The organism is Hyphomonas atlantica corrig., from assembly GCF_000682715.1.
GTDB lineage: Bacteria > Pseudomonadota > Alphaproteobacteria > Caulobacterales > Hyphomonadaceae > Hyphomonas > Hyphomonas atlantica.
On sequence record NZ_AWFH01000005.1, the window covers coordinates 18,408 to 33,462 of the forward strand.

A 15,055-nucleotide genomic window follows, 5' to 3' on the forward strand; every position below is an offset into this window, starting at 1 on the left:
TGAATCAGATGATGCCCGCGGCCTTCCAGGCTTCTTTCGGCCAGCGGCGATGTTGCCAGAACCACTGGCCCGGATTGGCGCGAACCTGGGCTTCAATGAAATCTGTAATGCGCTGCACGCTCCGGCGAATGTCTTCGGCCTCATCGCCCGTGTTCTCCGGGGTGAACGGTTCATGGAAGGTGATGCGGAAACGTGCGGGCCCTGTGCGCACCGTGGAAACCGGCACGATGGGGGCGCCATATTTCATCGCAAGGCGCGTTGGCCCCGGCGCGGTCATTGCGTCGTGCCCGAAGAAGGGGATGGCGATGCCTTCATTGAACTTCTGGTCGTTCATCAAGGCGATCGGATTGCCTTTGGACAGGGCCCGCATCAATTCACGCGTGCCAACCCCTTTGGGGGCATTTACCTGCGTGCCATAGGCCGCGCGCAGATCGGAGATGCGCTTGTCGATGTGCGGGTTGTTCAAGGCCCGGTACGTCATCACCGCTTCAGGCAGGCGCTGAGTAATCGTGGCGGGCATGATTTCCCAATTGGCGAAGTGGCCGGAGATAAAGACTGCGCCCTTGTCGCTCGCCTTGATCTGGTCAAGGATTTCCAGACCTTCGATCTCGACACGCCCAGACGTGTACGGATCTATCGAAGGCAAGTGTGGTAACTCACCTGCAACGCGGCCAGCGCTTTCCCAAGCGGCGAGGGCAATTTCGTCAACCTTCTCGCCGGTCCAGTCCGGGAAGGCGAGTTGCAAATTGCGCTTTACCGTTTTGTGCTGAGACAGGCGTGGTCCGATTTTCTTCATCAACCAACCGCCGAAGTTCGATGCGCGCTCAGGTCCGAGCAGCTTCATCGGCCCCCAATAGATGAAGTCCCACGCAATAGTTTCGAGGCGCCACTGCACCCGCTGCCAAAAGGTTGCGCGATTGTCGATGTCCTTTGGACGGATGTATTTGGGAGCGTCCTGGGTCATGACTCTTCCACGTTCAGGATGGGGGCGAGCAAGGCGTCCAGCTGACTGAGGTCTTCGAATTCTGCATGAACCGGGAATTGCAGAATGCCGCCGCGCTCATTCGGATAGATACGCACATGGTCCTTGCTGGTCGTAATCAGCTGTGCGCCATGTGTTTTGGCCAGTTTGTGAAGGAAGGCGAGTTCCTTCTTTGAATAATCGTGGTGATCCGGATAGCCGATAGCTTCCCGAATGTCGCCGCCTTCGGCTTTCAGGCTGTCAAAGAATTTCTGTGGACGGCCGATGCCAGCGAAGGCAACGAGTGGGCCAGCCGGTGCCGGTCCTGATGGGACGATGCGGGCGCGCAGGACAGGGAGGCCACTATCGATCACTTGCTGTGGGACGTCGCCTTCGCCCATAAGAATAACGGCATCTGCACGCGCCAGGCCATCTTCCACAGGTTCGCGCAATGGCCCTTTCGGCAGGACATGACCATTTCCGAATGGGGCGGCCGCATCGATGACGATGATGGACAGATCCTTGGCGAGGCTGGGGTTCTGGTGCCCATCATCCATTATGGCGACTTTGGTGCCATAAAAGGCCATCATCTGCACGCCGGCAAAGCGGTCCTTTCCAATCCAGCTTTCGCCCGTCTGCGATAGCAGAAGCGGTTCGTCACCACACATGTCTGCGGTGTGCCAGGTTGGGTATATTTTCTGTGGGCTGATTTCTGACCCGCCATAGCCGCGCGACAGGCTGGAAGCGTGAATGCCCTTTGACTCGATATGCTTGCGAATGGCCTGGACGATCGGGGTCTTTCCGACGCCGCCGGTTGTGAGGTTTCCAACGCATATGACGGGGATGGACGCCTTGGCCGGAATAGCGCGGGCAAGCTTGCGCCGGATTCCATAAGTGTAAAGTGCGGCGAGGGGCGTCAGCAAGGCGCGTGTGACAGGGGCCGCTTCGCGGGATTTCGGGTCAAGCCCCGCAGACCAGAAGTGCGGAGCCTTCATTGCAACAGTCCCGGCTCTGGCAGGAGGGGGACAAGAGCTGCCAGCGTTAGCGCCATTGGCGCGTCAGCTGCATCGTTCAATTCCTGAAGGGCTTCTTGCGAGGGAGGGGCCATGGACTGCAAGGCCTTGCCGATAGCCTTGGGCGTCTTCAGTTTGCGGATGAGTTTTCTGGCCTCAAGGTCGTCCATCATGGTGGCGAAGTTGAACACGTCGGGTCCGGTGACTACGGGTAGGCCGAGGCGGACAGGCTCCAGTGGATTGTGCCCGCCAACCCCCGGCGTATGTCCACCCCCGAGAAAAACAGAATTGGCAAGCCGGTACCAAAGCCCCATCTCACCCATTGTGTCAGCCAACAGGATGCGGGTGCGCGGTGTCGGGACCTCGCCACGGGAGCGGCGCGCAAACGTCAGGCCCCGCTCTTTGAGAAGCAATTCAACCGCGTTGCCCCGGTCCGGATGGCGCGGGGCGATGATGAGGGCGGATGTGTCGTCACCTTTCAGCGCATCAAGGAAGATCGCTTCCTCTCCATCATGCGTAGAGGCCGCAAGTATGCAGCGACGGTCAGCCAGGAAGTTTTCGCGCAAGCGGCGGATCTCGATTTCGCTGGCTGAAGGCGGTGGCAGAGCCGATTTCATGTTGCCGGTAGATTGTACGGGTTCGCCAAGAAGGGTTTCTAGGCGCCGCGCCGTATCAGTATCGGCCGCGAGCACCACATCGAAGCGTCCGACGAGACGTTTGAACGCGCCGCTCAGCTTGTTCCAGCCATCTGCCGAGGAATCTGTCATGCGGCCATTCACAAGCGCACGCTTTGCGCCAGCACGCTCGGCTTCAAGGATCAGGTTCGGCCAGATCTCGCCTTCGCCAAAGATGCAGAGGTCCGGCTGCCAATGGCGGATGAACCGCCGGGCGATGCCGGGCGTGTCCAGTGGCGCCATCAGGTGAATGGCACGCTCTGGCAAGACGGGGCCAAGCAGGCGGGCAGATGTCTGCGTCTGGCTGGTGAAGAGGAGCATCAGATCCGGGCGCAATTCCAGCAGGCGTTGACCGAGTTCGAGCAGAAGCTGGCTTTCGCCGACGCTGGCCCCGTGCAGCCAGACCAGCGAACCGCCGGGCATGCGTCTCGGCAGATTGCGGGCCAGACGCTCATTGATGCGACTATAGTCTTCTTTGCCTGCACGGGCGCGCCGCTTCAGCACGCCCCCTAAAAATGGAGACGCCGCGCGGGTAGCCGTTCGATATAATTGAATGCCGGCTGTCATGGCGTCTGGGAACCCGCTTCATCTGAGTTTTTGTAACCAGCCAGCATGTCGGCCCTGCGGGTCGCCTCATCAAGACGTTTTTGCAATTCAGCCTGAATCTCGTCTGGCGCGCGTGCGCGGTCAGTGTCCACTGGTGCGCCGAAAACAATGGCGCCTCGGGCGAAGGGGAGGGGAAGGATCAGCCGGTCCCAGGTGGAGAGGCGTTTGGCGGGGCGAATGGAGAGCGCATAGGGGAGAATCGGGACGCCGGCTCGCTGTGCAATCATGATGGCGCCGGGGCTGACCTTTTCTGCCGGGCCGCGCGGGCCATCTGGCGTGATACAGACCGCCTTGCCAGATTTTAGCAACTTCACAGCCTCTGCAATGGCGCGCACACCGCCCTTGTCTTTTCGGGCTTTCTTCTTGTTTCCAGCCGATCCGCGGATCGGGTGGATGCCCAGATGGCTGATGGCGCGGGTCACGGCTTCGCCATCCGGCGACAGCGAAACGAGCATTGCTGCACCATCGATTTGTCCGGGCCAATGCTTCATGCGACGTATCCAGCCGCTTGGGAGCACCATGATGCGGGAATGCCATGCGGCAACCACTATCCCGTTTTGCCTGGCCCACACCTTTTGCGCGACGGGTTCGCCTTCAACCGTCCATCTGACGGTACGCGCGATCAGCATCATCCACGCCCAGATTAGTGCGCCGAGCAGGCTGGTCATGAACTTGGAGCGGAACAGGGATTTCATCGCACCGACTTATACTGTGCTTCGTCGCGTGGACCATGAATTAGATGCTGCGGATGTGCTGAATGCAGATTACCTGCAGGTGGGGACGCGGCAATGGTGGGCGATAGTGGGTTCGAACCACTGACCCCTGCCGTGTGAAGGCAGTGCTCTACCACTGAGCTAATCACCCGATTCTGCGAAGCGACTGGCGTAATCCGGGGGTCGATTGAGGTCAATAGCGGATGTCTGCTGGCACTGATTCTCGTTAAAAGCGGAAAAATCGCCATGCAAATTCGCATTCCTAGTATTCAATACAATCGTTTGCGCATGCATCCTTGAGGGGGAAAATCTGCAATTTTTCCTCTTCGGGGGGCACATGTCCCCAGATCCGGGGACAAGTATTTGTCGGTTTCTAGCATTTTTTGAGACGAAACGGACATTTTTGTTCACGCTAACATCAATATGAACAAATATTCAGTATGAACAGATGTTCATCGCAAAACCTTACACTAGTTTCATTCGAAATTAGCCTTGAGAAAAATACAAAAGGTCGTCATGTTCCGGTCACACAAGGACGGCCCGGGTAACGGGCTGCGTGGTAAAACATAAGAAGGACAGGCGGGGGCCAAAGGCCTCAATAACAGTACAGCCTGGAGAGAGAGAAAAATGAAAGACTGGTGTGACGAAGAAGGCGCAAAGCGCCTGCGCGAGAAAATTAGTGCCTATTGGGCAGAGCGTGGCTACGAGGTTGATGTCGATCTGATCGATGCTGGCTTTGTGCCTGCCATGCGCTCCGCTCGCACTGATGTGCGCAGCAACATGGTGAACGGTATGCCGCGTCGCCGTATTGCAAATGAATCGGGCTCTGCCCGTCCAAGCTACCGTCCGCGCGAGCAGCGCGAAGCTACGGCCTAGCTGATCCAATTCTCCAAAACAGAGACGAGATCGGAATAGTGCTCCAGCACTATGTCGGGCCTCAATTGTTCTGGAGTTTCCTGTTCGTAGCCGAATGGCACGAAAATGAAGGGCAGTCCGGCATCCCGGGCTGCCCTTTCGTCTGTCCGGGAATCGCCGACCATGACTGCCTTGCCTGATACGCCGCCTGCCGCGGTGACGGTGCGCAGGATATGGTCTCCATCCGGTTTGCGGCTTGGCACGCTGTCAGATCCCACAATGGCGGCGAAATGCTCCGTCAGGCCTAGTTCGTTCAATAGTTGATCTGACAGATCCTGCTTCTTGTTGGTGCAGACCGCGAGCGTTGCGCCACGGTCCGCCAAGGTGTTCAGCGCTTCAGCAACCCCTTCGAAGGGATGTGAGTGATCCGCGATATTTCCTGCATAATAGTCGAGGAATTGCGTCAGGAACGCGTCGAGGTCTTCTTCTGAGGGCGCGATGCCGTGCGATTGAAGACCCTTTGTGATCATTGCGCGCGCGCCTTGACCGATCATGGTTTCAATCGAATCCAGCGGTACGGGGGCCAGATCGGCATTGGTTAGTACGTGATTAAGCGCTTCCAACAGGTCTGGCGCGGTATTCACGAGCGTGCCGTCAAGATCGAAGACAATGGTCCATCCGTCGAAGGGTTTTGTCATGACGGTGGTATTTCCTTTTTGGTTTCGCCTTGAATCGGCCTTTGGTCTAGGCGAAAGGACTTGGGAAATCGAGAGGTCAAATCCTGTGGAAACTCCGTCCAGACAACGCGCTGCCGTCATTCTAGCCGCTGGCAAGGGAACGCGGATGAAGTCCGATCTCCCGAAGGTAATGCACAAGGTGGCCGGGCGCCCGATGGTCGATTGGTCGATCGCGCTTGCCCGGCAGGTGGGCTGCGAACGCATCGTGGTGATTGCCCATCCCTCTCAACAGGTGCTGATTGATCACGTTGGCCCACAGCTTGGCGAGCAGAGCATCGCATTTCAGGATCCGCCAATGGGAACCGGTCACGCCGTGCGGTGTGCCGAGGACGCGCTCGCCGGCTTTGATGGCGACCTGGTGGTTCTATATGGAGACAGCCCTCTTGTGCCGGCAACGGCCATCGAAAGCCTGTTCGACAGTCTCGCCAACAACGCTGCAATCGGCGTGCTGGGCTTCGATGCCGCGGAGCCGGGTCTGTACGGTCGTCTGATTACGTCTGGCGATGGTGATCTGGAGGCGATCGTTGAAGCGCGTGAGGCGACACCGGAGCAGCTTGATGTGACGCTTTGCAACTCCGGTGTCATGGCAGGCGACGCCGATACCATGTTGCGCCTTCTGCAAAGCGTGACGAACGACAACGCCAAGGGTGAATACTATCTCACGGACCTTGTAGCCCTGGCGCGCGCAGACGGGAAAACCTGCAAGGCTGTGCGCTGCGAGGAGGAAGACCTGATCGGTTGCGATTCAAAGGCCGATCTTGCGCAAGCAGAGGCGATTTTCCAATCGAGACGGCGCATTGAGGCAATGACAAGCGGCGTTTCACTGATCGCGCCGGACACGGTTTGGTTCTCTCATGATACGGTTCTTGAGCCAGATGTCATTGTCGAGCCGAACGTCGTCTTCGGGCCAGGTGTCAAGGTACAGTCAGGCGCCACCATCCGGGCATTCAGCCATCTGGAGGGCGCCGAGGTCGGGCCAGGATGTTCTGTTGGGCCATATGCGCGTCTTCGCCCCGGCGCGATCCTGTCGAAAGATGCGTTCGTTGGTAATTTCGTCGAAGTGAAAAACACGACGATGGGCGAGGGGGCGAAGGCCAGTCATTTGTCTTATCTGGGCGATGGCGAAGTCGGAGCGAACGTGAACATCGGCGCGGGCACGATCTTCTGCAATTACGATGGCTATCTGAAATACAAGACGACAATCGGCGACAACGCCTTCATTGGTTCCAACAGCGCGCTGGTCGCGCCGGTGAGCATTGGTCGCGGTGCCATTGTTGGTTCCGGCAGTGTAGTCACCGACGACGTGATGCCAGATGCTCTTGCATTAGGCCGCGCACGGCAGACGCAAAAAGAACACTGGGCAGGTGAGTTTCGCGCGCGAAAAGCGGCGGAAAAAGCAGAGAAGAAGAAGGGCTGAGGCTGATGGCGAACGAAAAGGAAAAGGAGAACGCCGCGCTCGCAGCGATGGAGTTCGTTGAAGACGGCATGACCATCGGGCTGGGCACGGGCTCCACTGCAAAGTTCTTTGTTGAGCTGCTGGCCGAAGAAGTGGCCGATGGCCTTGTTGTGCGGTGTATCGAAACCAGCGAACAGACGCGGCGACTGGCCAGCAGCCTGGGTGTGCCGCTGATCCCGTTCGAACAGGTTGAGCGCATTCATCTGACCGTCGACGGCGCAGATGAGGTCGACGAGCAGGGGCAGTTGATCAAGGGGGGCGGCGCGGCCTTGCTGCGCGAGAAAATCATTGCAAATGCCAGCGATCACATGGTGGTGATCGCGGACCCATCAAAGCAGGTCGAGCGTCTCGGAAAGTTTCCCTTGCCGGTAGAGGTCACACCGTTCGGTTATACGATCACGGCAAAGCTGGTTTATGATGTGCTTGCCGCGTCGGGAATTGATCGTCCACGCGTCGAGTTGCGCTCACTTTCCAACGGTGAGCTGGTGGTAACGGATGGGGGCAATCACATTCTCGATTGCCATTGCGGCCGCATTCCTGACGCCGAAGCGCTCGCTGCGCGCTTGTCCAATGTGCCGGGTGTCGTGGAGCACGGTTTGTTCATCGGGCTGGCTCGCACAGTGATTATCGGCAATGAGAATGGTGCGACGGTGTTTGAATTCTCCTGATGGCGCCTCATATGGGGTGCGAAACCAGTAAAGATTCAAGGACACCTTCATGACTGACGCGACCTATGACTTCGACCTGTTCGTAATTGGTGGAGGATCAGGCGGCGTACGCGCAGGCAGGCTGGCCGCGTTGAGCGGCGCCAAGGTGGGCCTCGCGGAAGAATATCGCATGGGCGGAACCTGCGTCATCCGCGGCTGTGTGCCAAAGAAGTTCATGGTCTATGCCAGCAAGTACGGCAAAGACATCAAGAAGGCTGAAGGCTATGGCTGGTCGACCGGTGAGGTCTCCTATGATCACACAAAATTTGCCACGGCCATGCACGCTGAGGTCGATCGCCTGTCTGGCATCTATTTCCGCAATCTGAAGAATTCTGGTGTCGAGATCTTCGAGGATCGCGCGGAGTTTGTCGACAAGCACACGCTGCGGCTGAAGAACAGCGGCAAGACCGTAACGGCAAAAAAGATCCTTGTTGCTGTTGGTGGCCGTCCGTGGCGTCCTTCCGAGGATGAGTTGCCGGGTGTTGAGCATACGATCACATCTGACGAGATTTTCCATCTGGATGAACTGCCAAAGCATCTGGTGATCGCAGGTGGCGGTTATATCGCAGTCGAGTTTGCCCACGTCTTTGCCGGTCTTGGTGTGCCAACCTGCCTGGTCTATCGCGGCGAAGAAGTGCTGCGCGGGTTTGATGCCGATGTACGTACAGAAGTTCACGAGGGCCTCAAAGAGGCGGGCGTCCAGGTGATAACTGGTACCGTGTTCGAGGTGATTGAGAAGCGCGAGGGGGCGGACCTGCCGCTGCACCTGACCCTGAAAAATGGGCATAGCATCGACTGCGACGTGATCATGATGGGAGTTGGTCGCCGTCCGAACACGGAAGGACTTGGCTGTGAGAATGCTGGTGTGGACGTGAACGAAAAAGGCGCGATCCCGGTTGATGAATGGTCAAAGACAAATGTCGACAATATCTGGGCAGTTGGCGACGTTACGGATCGTGTTGCCCTGACGCCCGTAGCCATTCGCGAAGGGCACGCTTTCGCTGAGACGGAGTTCTATGACAAGCCCTGGCACTTCGACCACACGGACATTCCGACGGCTGTGTTCACTCAGCCAGAGGTCGGTACAGTCGGCATGACTGAAGCCGATGCCCGCAAGGAGTTTGGCGAGATCGACATCTACAAGACCAAGTTCAAGCCGATGAAGAATGCGCTGAATGGGGACCAAACGCGAACCCTTATGAAGCTGGTGGTGCGTGCATCCGATGAGAAGGTGCTTGGCGTTCACATCGTGGGCGAGGATGCGGCGGAGATGATCCAGATCGCGGGCATTGCGGTGAAAATGGGGGCAACCAAGCCTGACTTCGACCGGACCTGTGCGCTGCACCCATCCTCGGCAGAGGAGCTTGTCACGATGCGCCAGAAATGGGTACCGGATGTTCAGGAGGTCTAGGCGTCCATGATCGCGCCTGACGCCTAATCTTCAAGTAGGATATAGGCGTCGGACTTCGCATCGAACGCGTGCACCTGATCTGAATCACAGACCAGCATGGAGAGCCCGTTGCGGCGGGCATCCAGTACGCCAAGGCGCTTGCAGGATGTTTCAATCGCGATCGGCTCATCGCCTCCGGCGAGTTTTACTTCGCATGCAGTCAGCCGTCCCCAGCGGGACCAGAAGCCGCATGTGAGCGTATCTACGGTGCCGTCATCGTCAAAATCGAACTGAAGCGATTGCATCTCGGATGCGTCATCATTGTCCTCGAACATGCTGGACCGTAGTTCGGAGACGGCGGCGGCCTCGCGTTTGAACGTTTTCAGTACGAGCTCAGGTTTGTCGCCTTTCAGTGAGTATAAGTGGATGTCCTGCTTGAAGTCTTCCGTATTCTGGCTTTCGTTGAGTGAGACGAAGCGCGCCACCCAGCGCCCTTCATGGAGCTCAGCCGTTGGCGGATCCCACGCGTAGATGTCTTCAATCTCGCTCACGAGGAAGTGCCCGCTGCCCATGTCCGCCACAAAGTAGTATTTTGCCGGGCAGCAATTGCCGCCATCATGCACCGAAATCACGGCATCCAACGTGCCGTCAGCGTTAAAGTCTTTGAGTAACTCCACTTTTGGCGCGCCATAACCGAATTCGTGGATGGTGTATTCGAGTCCGTTCACAGTTGCCTTGAGAACTGCATTCTCCTGGAACAAAGAATACTCAGTGTCTTCCGTAAACCAGTAATCGGCCTTTCGAGTTGGTTCGTTGGGTTCGCCGCTGTGCGCAGGGGACGAGGTGCAACCCGCAAAGCAAAGCCCTCGCGGCAGCTTGCCGGGTGCCATGAACGGGCGGCTCGAAGACTTGCGTTTGTCGGAGACTTCGGCGAGCGCCTGATAGAATGCCACGACGGCGTCTTGTCCCGGTCTTCGAATTTCTTCCGCCAACGTATTTGCAAAGAGGCCGTCATCGGGTGTGGTTTCGCCCGCTGCTGTGGCGAAGGCTACAAGCATGCCCGGACGCTGCGATACGCGGGTCATGCCCTTGTCTGCAATGGATTTGGAGAAAGCGAACTTCAATTCATTGCGGCAGGCATCCGACACAACAAAGACAGCCTTCGCCTGCGTGGATTGGAGACTGGAAAGAACATCTTCCAATTCGACGCCTTTGCGGAAAATATGGCTCGCCGCCGTGATGCTCTCTCTGGCAGGGATCAGGTAATTGCGAGCCTCACGATCTTCATAGGCCGCCGCGCCGTGGCCCGAATAGTAGAAGAATGCGATCACTTCGTGCCCAGCGTCAGCCTCTTCGGAGATGCGAGCTTCGAACGCATCGAAGGCGTCTTCCATTCCGTCTTCATCCAGATCAAAGCCGGGCATGGTCTCGAAGCCGACATCGATGAGTGCCGCTTCCATCGTACGAACGTCTTGGTGCGTGTTGGTCAGCGCGCCGACTTCCGGGGGATAATCCTGATTTCCGATCAGGAGCGCGATGCGTTTCTCATCCGCCAGCGCCTGACAAGCGAGCACCGCACAGAAGAGCAGGGCGAAACAGTATCTGAACATGGACATTGTGCGTGTCCCCTATATCCACCTGCCGAGATACTAGGGGGACACCGCCAAGGTGTCACGCATCAAGCGTCTTCGAGGAGTAGTTTCAGCTCAAGCGCGACCGCCTTCAGGCTCTCGCGGATGGGTTTTAGTCCGCCGCCACGTCCGGAATGGATGGTCAGCTGTTTCCAGGCCGGTTGGCCTTCCTGAGGCGCCTTGACCTGGAGGTGTCCGGATCGGGGCAGGGCGGCCCGCATCAGGGCCCTCGCAAGATCGAACCCTGCCTTCGCATTATATGTGCCATTGCGCGCGTCCGCCTCGAAGGAGGATTGCTCAGAGCGGCCTACTGCGTTGAACAATACAGATAAGTCGGGTCGCTTGTCCGCCGGAATCTGCTCCTTGATGACCTGATTGAGCAGGCGCACGCCGCGCAGGGAATAGATGTCGGCATGCATGGGCGCCAGAACGCGGTCAGCGGCCTCAAGCGCGCACCGCGTCAGGAAGGTTGCGTTCGGGTTCGTATCGAAGACGATCAAATCATAGTCGCTGCGATAGCGTTCGATCGATTGAAGGAAATGTTCCTTGATCATTTCCAGCGCGGTTGGGTCTGAAGCAAATGCGTATTTCGAAATCTCAAACTGTCCTGAGACGAGATCCAGCCGCCCGCCGGGACTGCCTTCCCCCATGAGTTCATGCACGATTTTCTCTCGCCGGGTAGGGGCAAACGGATCGGTCGACAGAGTAAGCCAGGAATCTGCGGGACTGGAGGCGTCCCGGGCGTGGAGCCGGGACTTTTCAAACAAGGATATGACCGAACGATCTTCGGCGGCGCTGGAGTCCGCAACGTCCATTTCGAAAAATGTCTGGGTGAGATTATATTGCGGGTCGAGATCAATCAGCAGGATACGGCCGCCTAGCGCGCCCTGCCATGCGCCAAAGACCTGGCTGGTGACAGTGGTTTTGCCCACGCCGCCCTTCAGATTCATCACGGCAACGACAGGGCATTTCTTCTTGTAGGCCTGCTTGGTTTCGGCAACGAGTTGTTTCAACCCGTCCGGCGTCGTTGAAGACAGGCGCAGATGGGGGAGGACTTCGTGTTTGAAAAATCCGTTGAGACGCGCCTTGTCAATCTGGTACGGAATGAGCTTGAGGCCACGCGCCTTTGCCCGCTCAACATCCTGCTTTACCGCCTTGGACCGCACCGACGACGCGGACACCAGAACGATCATGGCGAAAGCGTCGTCAATGGATTGATTGGCGGTTTCGCGTGACCCGCCATCATTCGGCACGTACCAATCGGGGATGGAGGCAGCGCGCAGTGCTTCGTGCAGCTCGAGCAGCGCGTCGAAGTCTTTCGCGGAGTGGCTGATGAAGACGTGCGACATGATGGGGCGGGTGATCCTATGGTGACGACGAGCCTGCAGAATTACTAAAGGGCCAAATCATGATTCCGCCAGCAATCTGCTGTGAAATTATGGTGAAACTTGAGCGACTGCCTGCCATGTGATTAATGCGGCTCACGATTGGAGTATTTAAGATGACCTGGACCCCCTCAGACTGGCGCCAACTGCCAGCAAAGCATATTCCGGAAGACTATCCGGATTCTGCTGCGCTCGCTGCAGTAGAGGAAAAGCTGAAAAGCTTTCCGCCGCTGGTCTTCGCAGGCGAGGCCCGTCGTCTGAAACAACGCCTTGGTGAAGTCGCTGCCGGTGAGGCCTTCCTGCTGCAAGGCGGCGATTGTGCCGAAAGCTTCAAGGAGTTCCATCCGGACAATATCCGCGACACTTTCCGCGTGATCCTGCAAATGGCGGTAGTCCTGACTTTCGCGGCGTCAAAGCCGGTGGTGAAAGTCGGCCGTATTGCTGGCCAGTTTGGTAAGCCTCGTTCTTCTCCCGTTGAGACGATTGACGGTGTGACGCTGCCTTCCTATCGCGGTGACAATATCAACGGCATGGATTTCACGCCGGAAAGCCGTTTGCCGGACCCGGAGCGCCTCACGCAGGCTTATTCTCAGTCCGCAGCGACGCTGAACCTGCTGCGTGCATTCAGCCAAGGCGGCTATGCTAACCTCGCGAACGTGCACCGCTGGATGCTTGGCTTCGTAGACCGTAGCCCACAAGGCGCGCGCTATGAGCAACTGGCTGATCAGATTTCCAAGTCGCTTGACTTCATGAAGGCCTGTGGCGTTACGCCGGACAGCGTGCCGCAAATGGCGCAGGTCGAGTTCTATACAAGCCATGAAGCGCTTCTGCTGGGCTATGAAGAGGCTCTCACCCGCATCGATTCCACCTCAGGCGAGTGGTATGACACGTCGGCACACATGCTGTGGATTGGTCACCGCACCCGTCAGGTCGACCATGCGCATGTCAATTTCTGCAAAGGCGTTCGCAATCCGATCGGCATCAAATGCGGACCAGGGCTTGAGACGGATGAATTGCTACGCCTGATCGATACGCTCAATCCGAATGACGAGGCAGGCCGGATCACGCTGATCTCCCGTTTCGGATCGGATGGTGTGGCGCAGGGCCTGCCGCCGCTGGTACGCGCTGTGAAGCAGAGTGGCCGAACAGTCGTCTGGTCTTGTGATCCGATGCACGGCAACACGCTGAAGACGGATAGCGGCTTCAAGACCCGTCCAGTTGACCGCATTCTTTCGGAAGTGCGCCAGTTCGTGGACGTGCTGTCGGCCGAAGGCTGCTATCCGGGCGGCGTGCATTTCGAAATGACCGGCCAGAACGTAACCGAATGTATCGGCGGCGCTCAGGCCATTTCGGAAGAGGACCTGTCATCTCGTTACCACACTCACTGCGATCCTCGCCTGAATGGCGAGCAGGCTCTTGAACTGGCCTTCATGATCGCAGAGAAGCTGCAGTCCGTGGGCGCAAGTGGCACCCCGGCGCTGAAAGCGGGATAAAGAGACAGTTCCATGCGTACGCATCGCCTGGGCTGGCCCGCCTGGGCGCGGCCTGCCGACATTACTGACCTGTTGCGGCTGTCGATACCGATTGCGTTTACGCGCATGTCGCAGATGTTGATGGCCGTCACGGACGCCATCGTGCTCGGCCAATACGCGCCGGGGCAGTTGCCTTATATTCTGAACTCCTGGCTGCCGATGGGCGTGTCGCTGGGGCTTGGGCTTGGTGTTTTGCTCGGCGTGCAGGTTCTTACATCAGAGTTGCTTGGAATCGGTCGCGAGAAAGAAAGCGGGCGCATTTTCAGGCGGGGCCTTTGGACCAGCGTCTGGCTTGGCTTCCTGCTGATGGGGCTGGTCTATTTCTCGGCGGATGCGTTGTTCACGTGGCTGTTCGTCGATATCGCGCCCCCAACCGATATCGAGGAGATCGTCGACCCGCATACCGTCGCCGGGTCTGTCGCATCTGTCACGCGCATCCTGTCCTATGGCATGGTCGGGTTCATGATCTCGACGGTTTGCGGGTACTATCTTGAAGCGTTGCGGCGACCGTTGCTCGTGTCCGGCGTCATGTATTTCGGTGTGTTCGTGAATGCGATCATCGACCTGGCATTGGTCGCCGGTTTCTGGGGCTTTGAACCGATGGGGGCAGAAGGCGTTGCGTGGGCAACCACAGGGTCACGCCTGTTCATAACAGTGTTGCTGCTTGTCGCCGTTGTTCTCCTGACGCCGGCTCTGCGAAAGTCCCCCAAGGCTCCGGCGAACGAAGCGCGTCGCCAATTGTCTGTCGGCACGGGCACCGCAATTAGCAATGTTGCCGAATGGGGCGGCTTCAATCTGACCTTCGTCATTGCGACCTGGATCAGTCTCGCTGCCAATTCGGTCTATGGGTACGCTATCCAGATCATGGGGCTTTGCTTCATGTTTTATCTGGGTATTGCGACAGCGACGAGCGTTCGCGTGGCGGAGGCCTATGGACGCCGAAATCTGGATGAGATGCGCGATGCCGGGCGCCTCGGCGTGGCGGCGACGATCTTGATGGGCGTGGGACTGGGAATTATCCTGATCTTGTTCAACGACACACTGGCAGGCTTCCTGGTGAAAGATGATGCGATGATCGGAGGCGTGCATTTGGCAACCGGGATCGCAGCCCTGCTTGTCATGGCGTCGGTAGTGACGGTCTTTGACGGGTTGCAGGCCACGGCGTCCTTTGCCTTGAGGGCGCAGGAGATCGTCTGGTCGCCGAGCCTGATCCACATTGGCTCGTTCTTCCTGGTGATGCTGCCGGCCTGTTACTGGCTTGGCATCGTGGAGGGCCGCGGAGCGCAGGGAATGATGGAAGGCGTGTTCATCGGCGTGTTTACAGCAGGGATCCTTCAAACCATGTTGCTGGAATGGAAAACGGCGCGCCAGCCGAGCCGACGCGCCGTTTGAATT

13 protein-coding genes and 1 tRNA gene are annotated in these 15,055 nt (G+C 58.0%); 6 read left to right on the plus strand and 8 right to left on the minus strand.

Annotated features, from left to right (window positions below; genetic code table 11):
• Window positions 1–4: 4 nt before the first annotated feature.
• From HY36_RS05035 to HY36_RS05055, 5 genes are all read right to left on the minus strand, one after another.
• Window positions 5–964 carry a lysophospholipid acyltransferase family protein gene (locus HY36_RS05035; RefSeq protein WP_051602520.1) on the minus strand — a complete coding sequence of 320 codons (960 nt, stop codon included), beginning with the start codon at window positions 962–964 and terminating at the stop codon, window positions 5–7.
• Window positions 961–1,956: a tetraacyldisaccharide 4'-kinase gene (gene lpxK / locus HY36_RS05040; protein WP_035549448.1), complete on the minus strand. Its 996-nt coding sequence runs from the start codon at window positions 1,954–1,956 to the stop codon at window positions 961–963. Before lpxK ends, HY36_RS05035 begins: the two co-directional genes overlap by 4 nt.
• Entirely contained in the window at window positions 1,953–3,215 is a 1,263-nt protein-coding gene (locus HY36_RS05045; RefSeq protein WP_035549450.1) for a 3-deoxy-D-manno-octulosonic acid transferase, read from the minus strand. The genes lpxK and HY36_RS05045 overlap by 4 nt, the downstream gene beginning before the upstream one ends.
• A complete protein-coding gene (locus HY36_RS05050; protein WP_051602521.1) occupies window positions 3,212–3,949 on the minus strand; it encodes a lysophospholipid acyltransferase family protein in 738 nt (245 codons plus the stop codon). The genes HY36_RS05045 and HY36_RS05050 overlap by 4 nt, the downstream gene beginning before the upstream one ends.
• A 94-nt stretch (window positions 3,950–4,043) precedes the next feature.
• A tRNA-Val gene (locus HY36_RS05055) sits at window positions 4,044–4,118 on the minus strand.
• A gap of 476 nt (window positions 4,119–4,594) precedes the next feature.
• Here HY36_RS05055 and HY36_RS05060 point away from each other — a divergent pair.
• The gene (locus HY36_RS05060; RefSeq protein ID WP_027836475.1) at window positions 4,595–4,843 is read left to right on the plus strand and encodes a hypothetical protein; all 249 of its coding nucleotides are present in this window, start codon (window positions 4,595–4,597) and stop codon (window positions 4,841–4,843) included.
• Here the strand turns inward: HY36_RS05060 and HY36_RS05065 are convergent.
• On the minus strand, window positions 4,840–5,520 hold the full coding sequence (locus HY36_RS05065; protein ID WP_035549455.1) for an HAD-IA family hydrolase: 681 nt from the start codon (window positions 5,518–5,520) through the stop codon (window positions 4,840–4,842). The genes HY36_RS05060 and HY36_RS05065 overlap by 4 nt on opposite strands.
• Before the next feature lie 85 nt (window positions 5,521–5,605).
• Between HY36_RS05065 and glmU the strand changes: the two genes are divergently transcribed.
• Genes glmU through gor form a run of 3 tightly spaced genes read left to right on the plus strand, consistent with a single transcriptional unit; the run spans window position 5,606 to window position 9,133 of the window.
• The gene (gene glmU, locus HY36_RS05070) at window positions 5,606–6,976 is read left to right on the plus strand and encodes a bifunctional UDP-N-acetylglucosamine diphosphorylase/glucosamine-1-phosphate N-acetyltransferase GlmU (protein WP_035549581.1); all 1,371 of its coding nucleotides are present in this window, start codon (window positions 5,606–5,608) and stop codon (window positions 6,974–6,976) included.
• Between the two features lie 5 nt (window positions 6,977–6,981).
• Complete coding sequence (rpiA, locus tag HY36_RS05075; RefSeq protein WP_035549457.1) at window positions 6,982–7,683, plus strand: ribose-5-phosphate isomerase RpiA; 702 nt, start codon at window positions 6,982–6,984, stop codon at window positions 7,681–7,683.
• A 49-nt stretch (window positions 7,684–7,732) separates the two neighbouring features.
• Window positions 7,733–9,133, plus strand: a complete 1,401-nt coding sequence (gene gor, locus HY36_RS05080; RefSeq protein ID WP_035549460.1) for a glutathione-disulfide reductase — start codon at window positions 7,733–7,735, stop codon at window positions 9,131–9,133.
• A 23-nt stretch (window positions 9,134–9,156) separates the two neighbouring features.
• Here the strand turns inward: gor and HY36_RS05085 are convergent, their stop codons facing one another.
• Both HY36_RS05085 and HY36_RS05090 read right to left on the minus strand, forming a co-directional pair.
• A complete protein-coding gene (locus HY36_RS05085; protein ID WP_035549462.1) occupies window positions 9,157–10,728 on the minus strand; it encodes a caspase family protein in 1,572 nt (523 codons plus the stop codon).
• A 62-nt stretch (window positions 10,729–10,790) separates the two neighbouring features.
• A complete protein-coding gene (locus tag HY36_RS05090; protein ID WP_035549465.1) occupies window positions 10,791–12,092 on the minus strand; it encodes an AAA family ATPase in 1,302 nt (433 codons plus the stop codon).
• Window positions 12,093–12,244: 152 nt separating this feature from the next.
• Here HY36_RS05090 and HY36_RS05095 point away from each other — a divergent pair, with 152 nt between their 5' ends.
• Both HY36_RS05095 and HY36_RS05100 read left to right on the plus strand, forming a co-directional pair.
• Window positions 12,245–13,621: a class II 3-deoxy-7-phosphoheptulonate synthase gene (locus HY36_RS05095; protein WP_035549582.1), complete on the plus strand. Its 1,377-nt coding sequence runs from the start codon at window positions 12,245–12,247 to the stop codon at window positions 13,619–13,621.
• 12 nt (window positions 13,622–13,633) lie between these two features.
• Entirely contained in the window at window positions 13,634–15,052 is a 1,419-nt protein-coding gene (locus HY36_RS05100; protein ID WP_035549468.1) for an MATE family efflux transporter, read from the plus strand.
• Window positions 15,053–15,055: the final 3 nt, after the last annotated feature.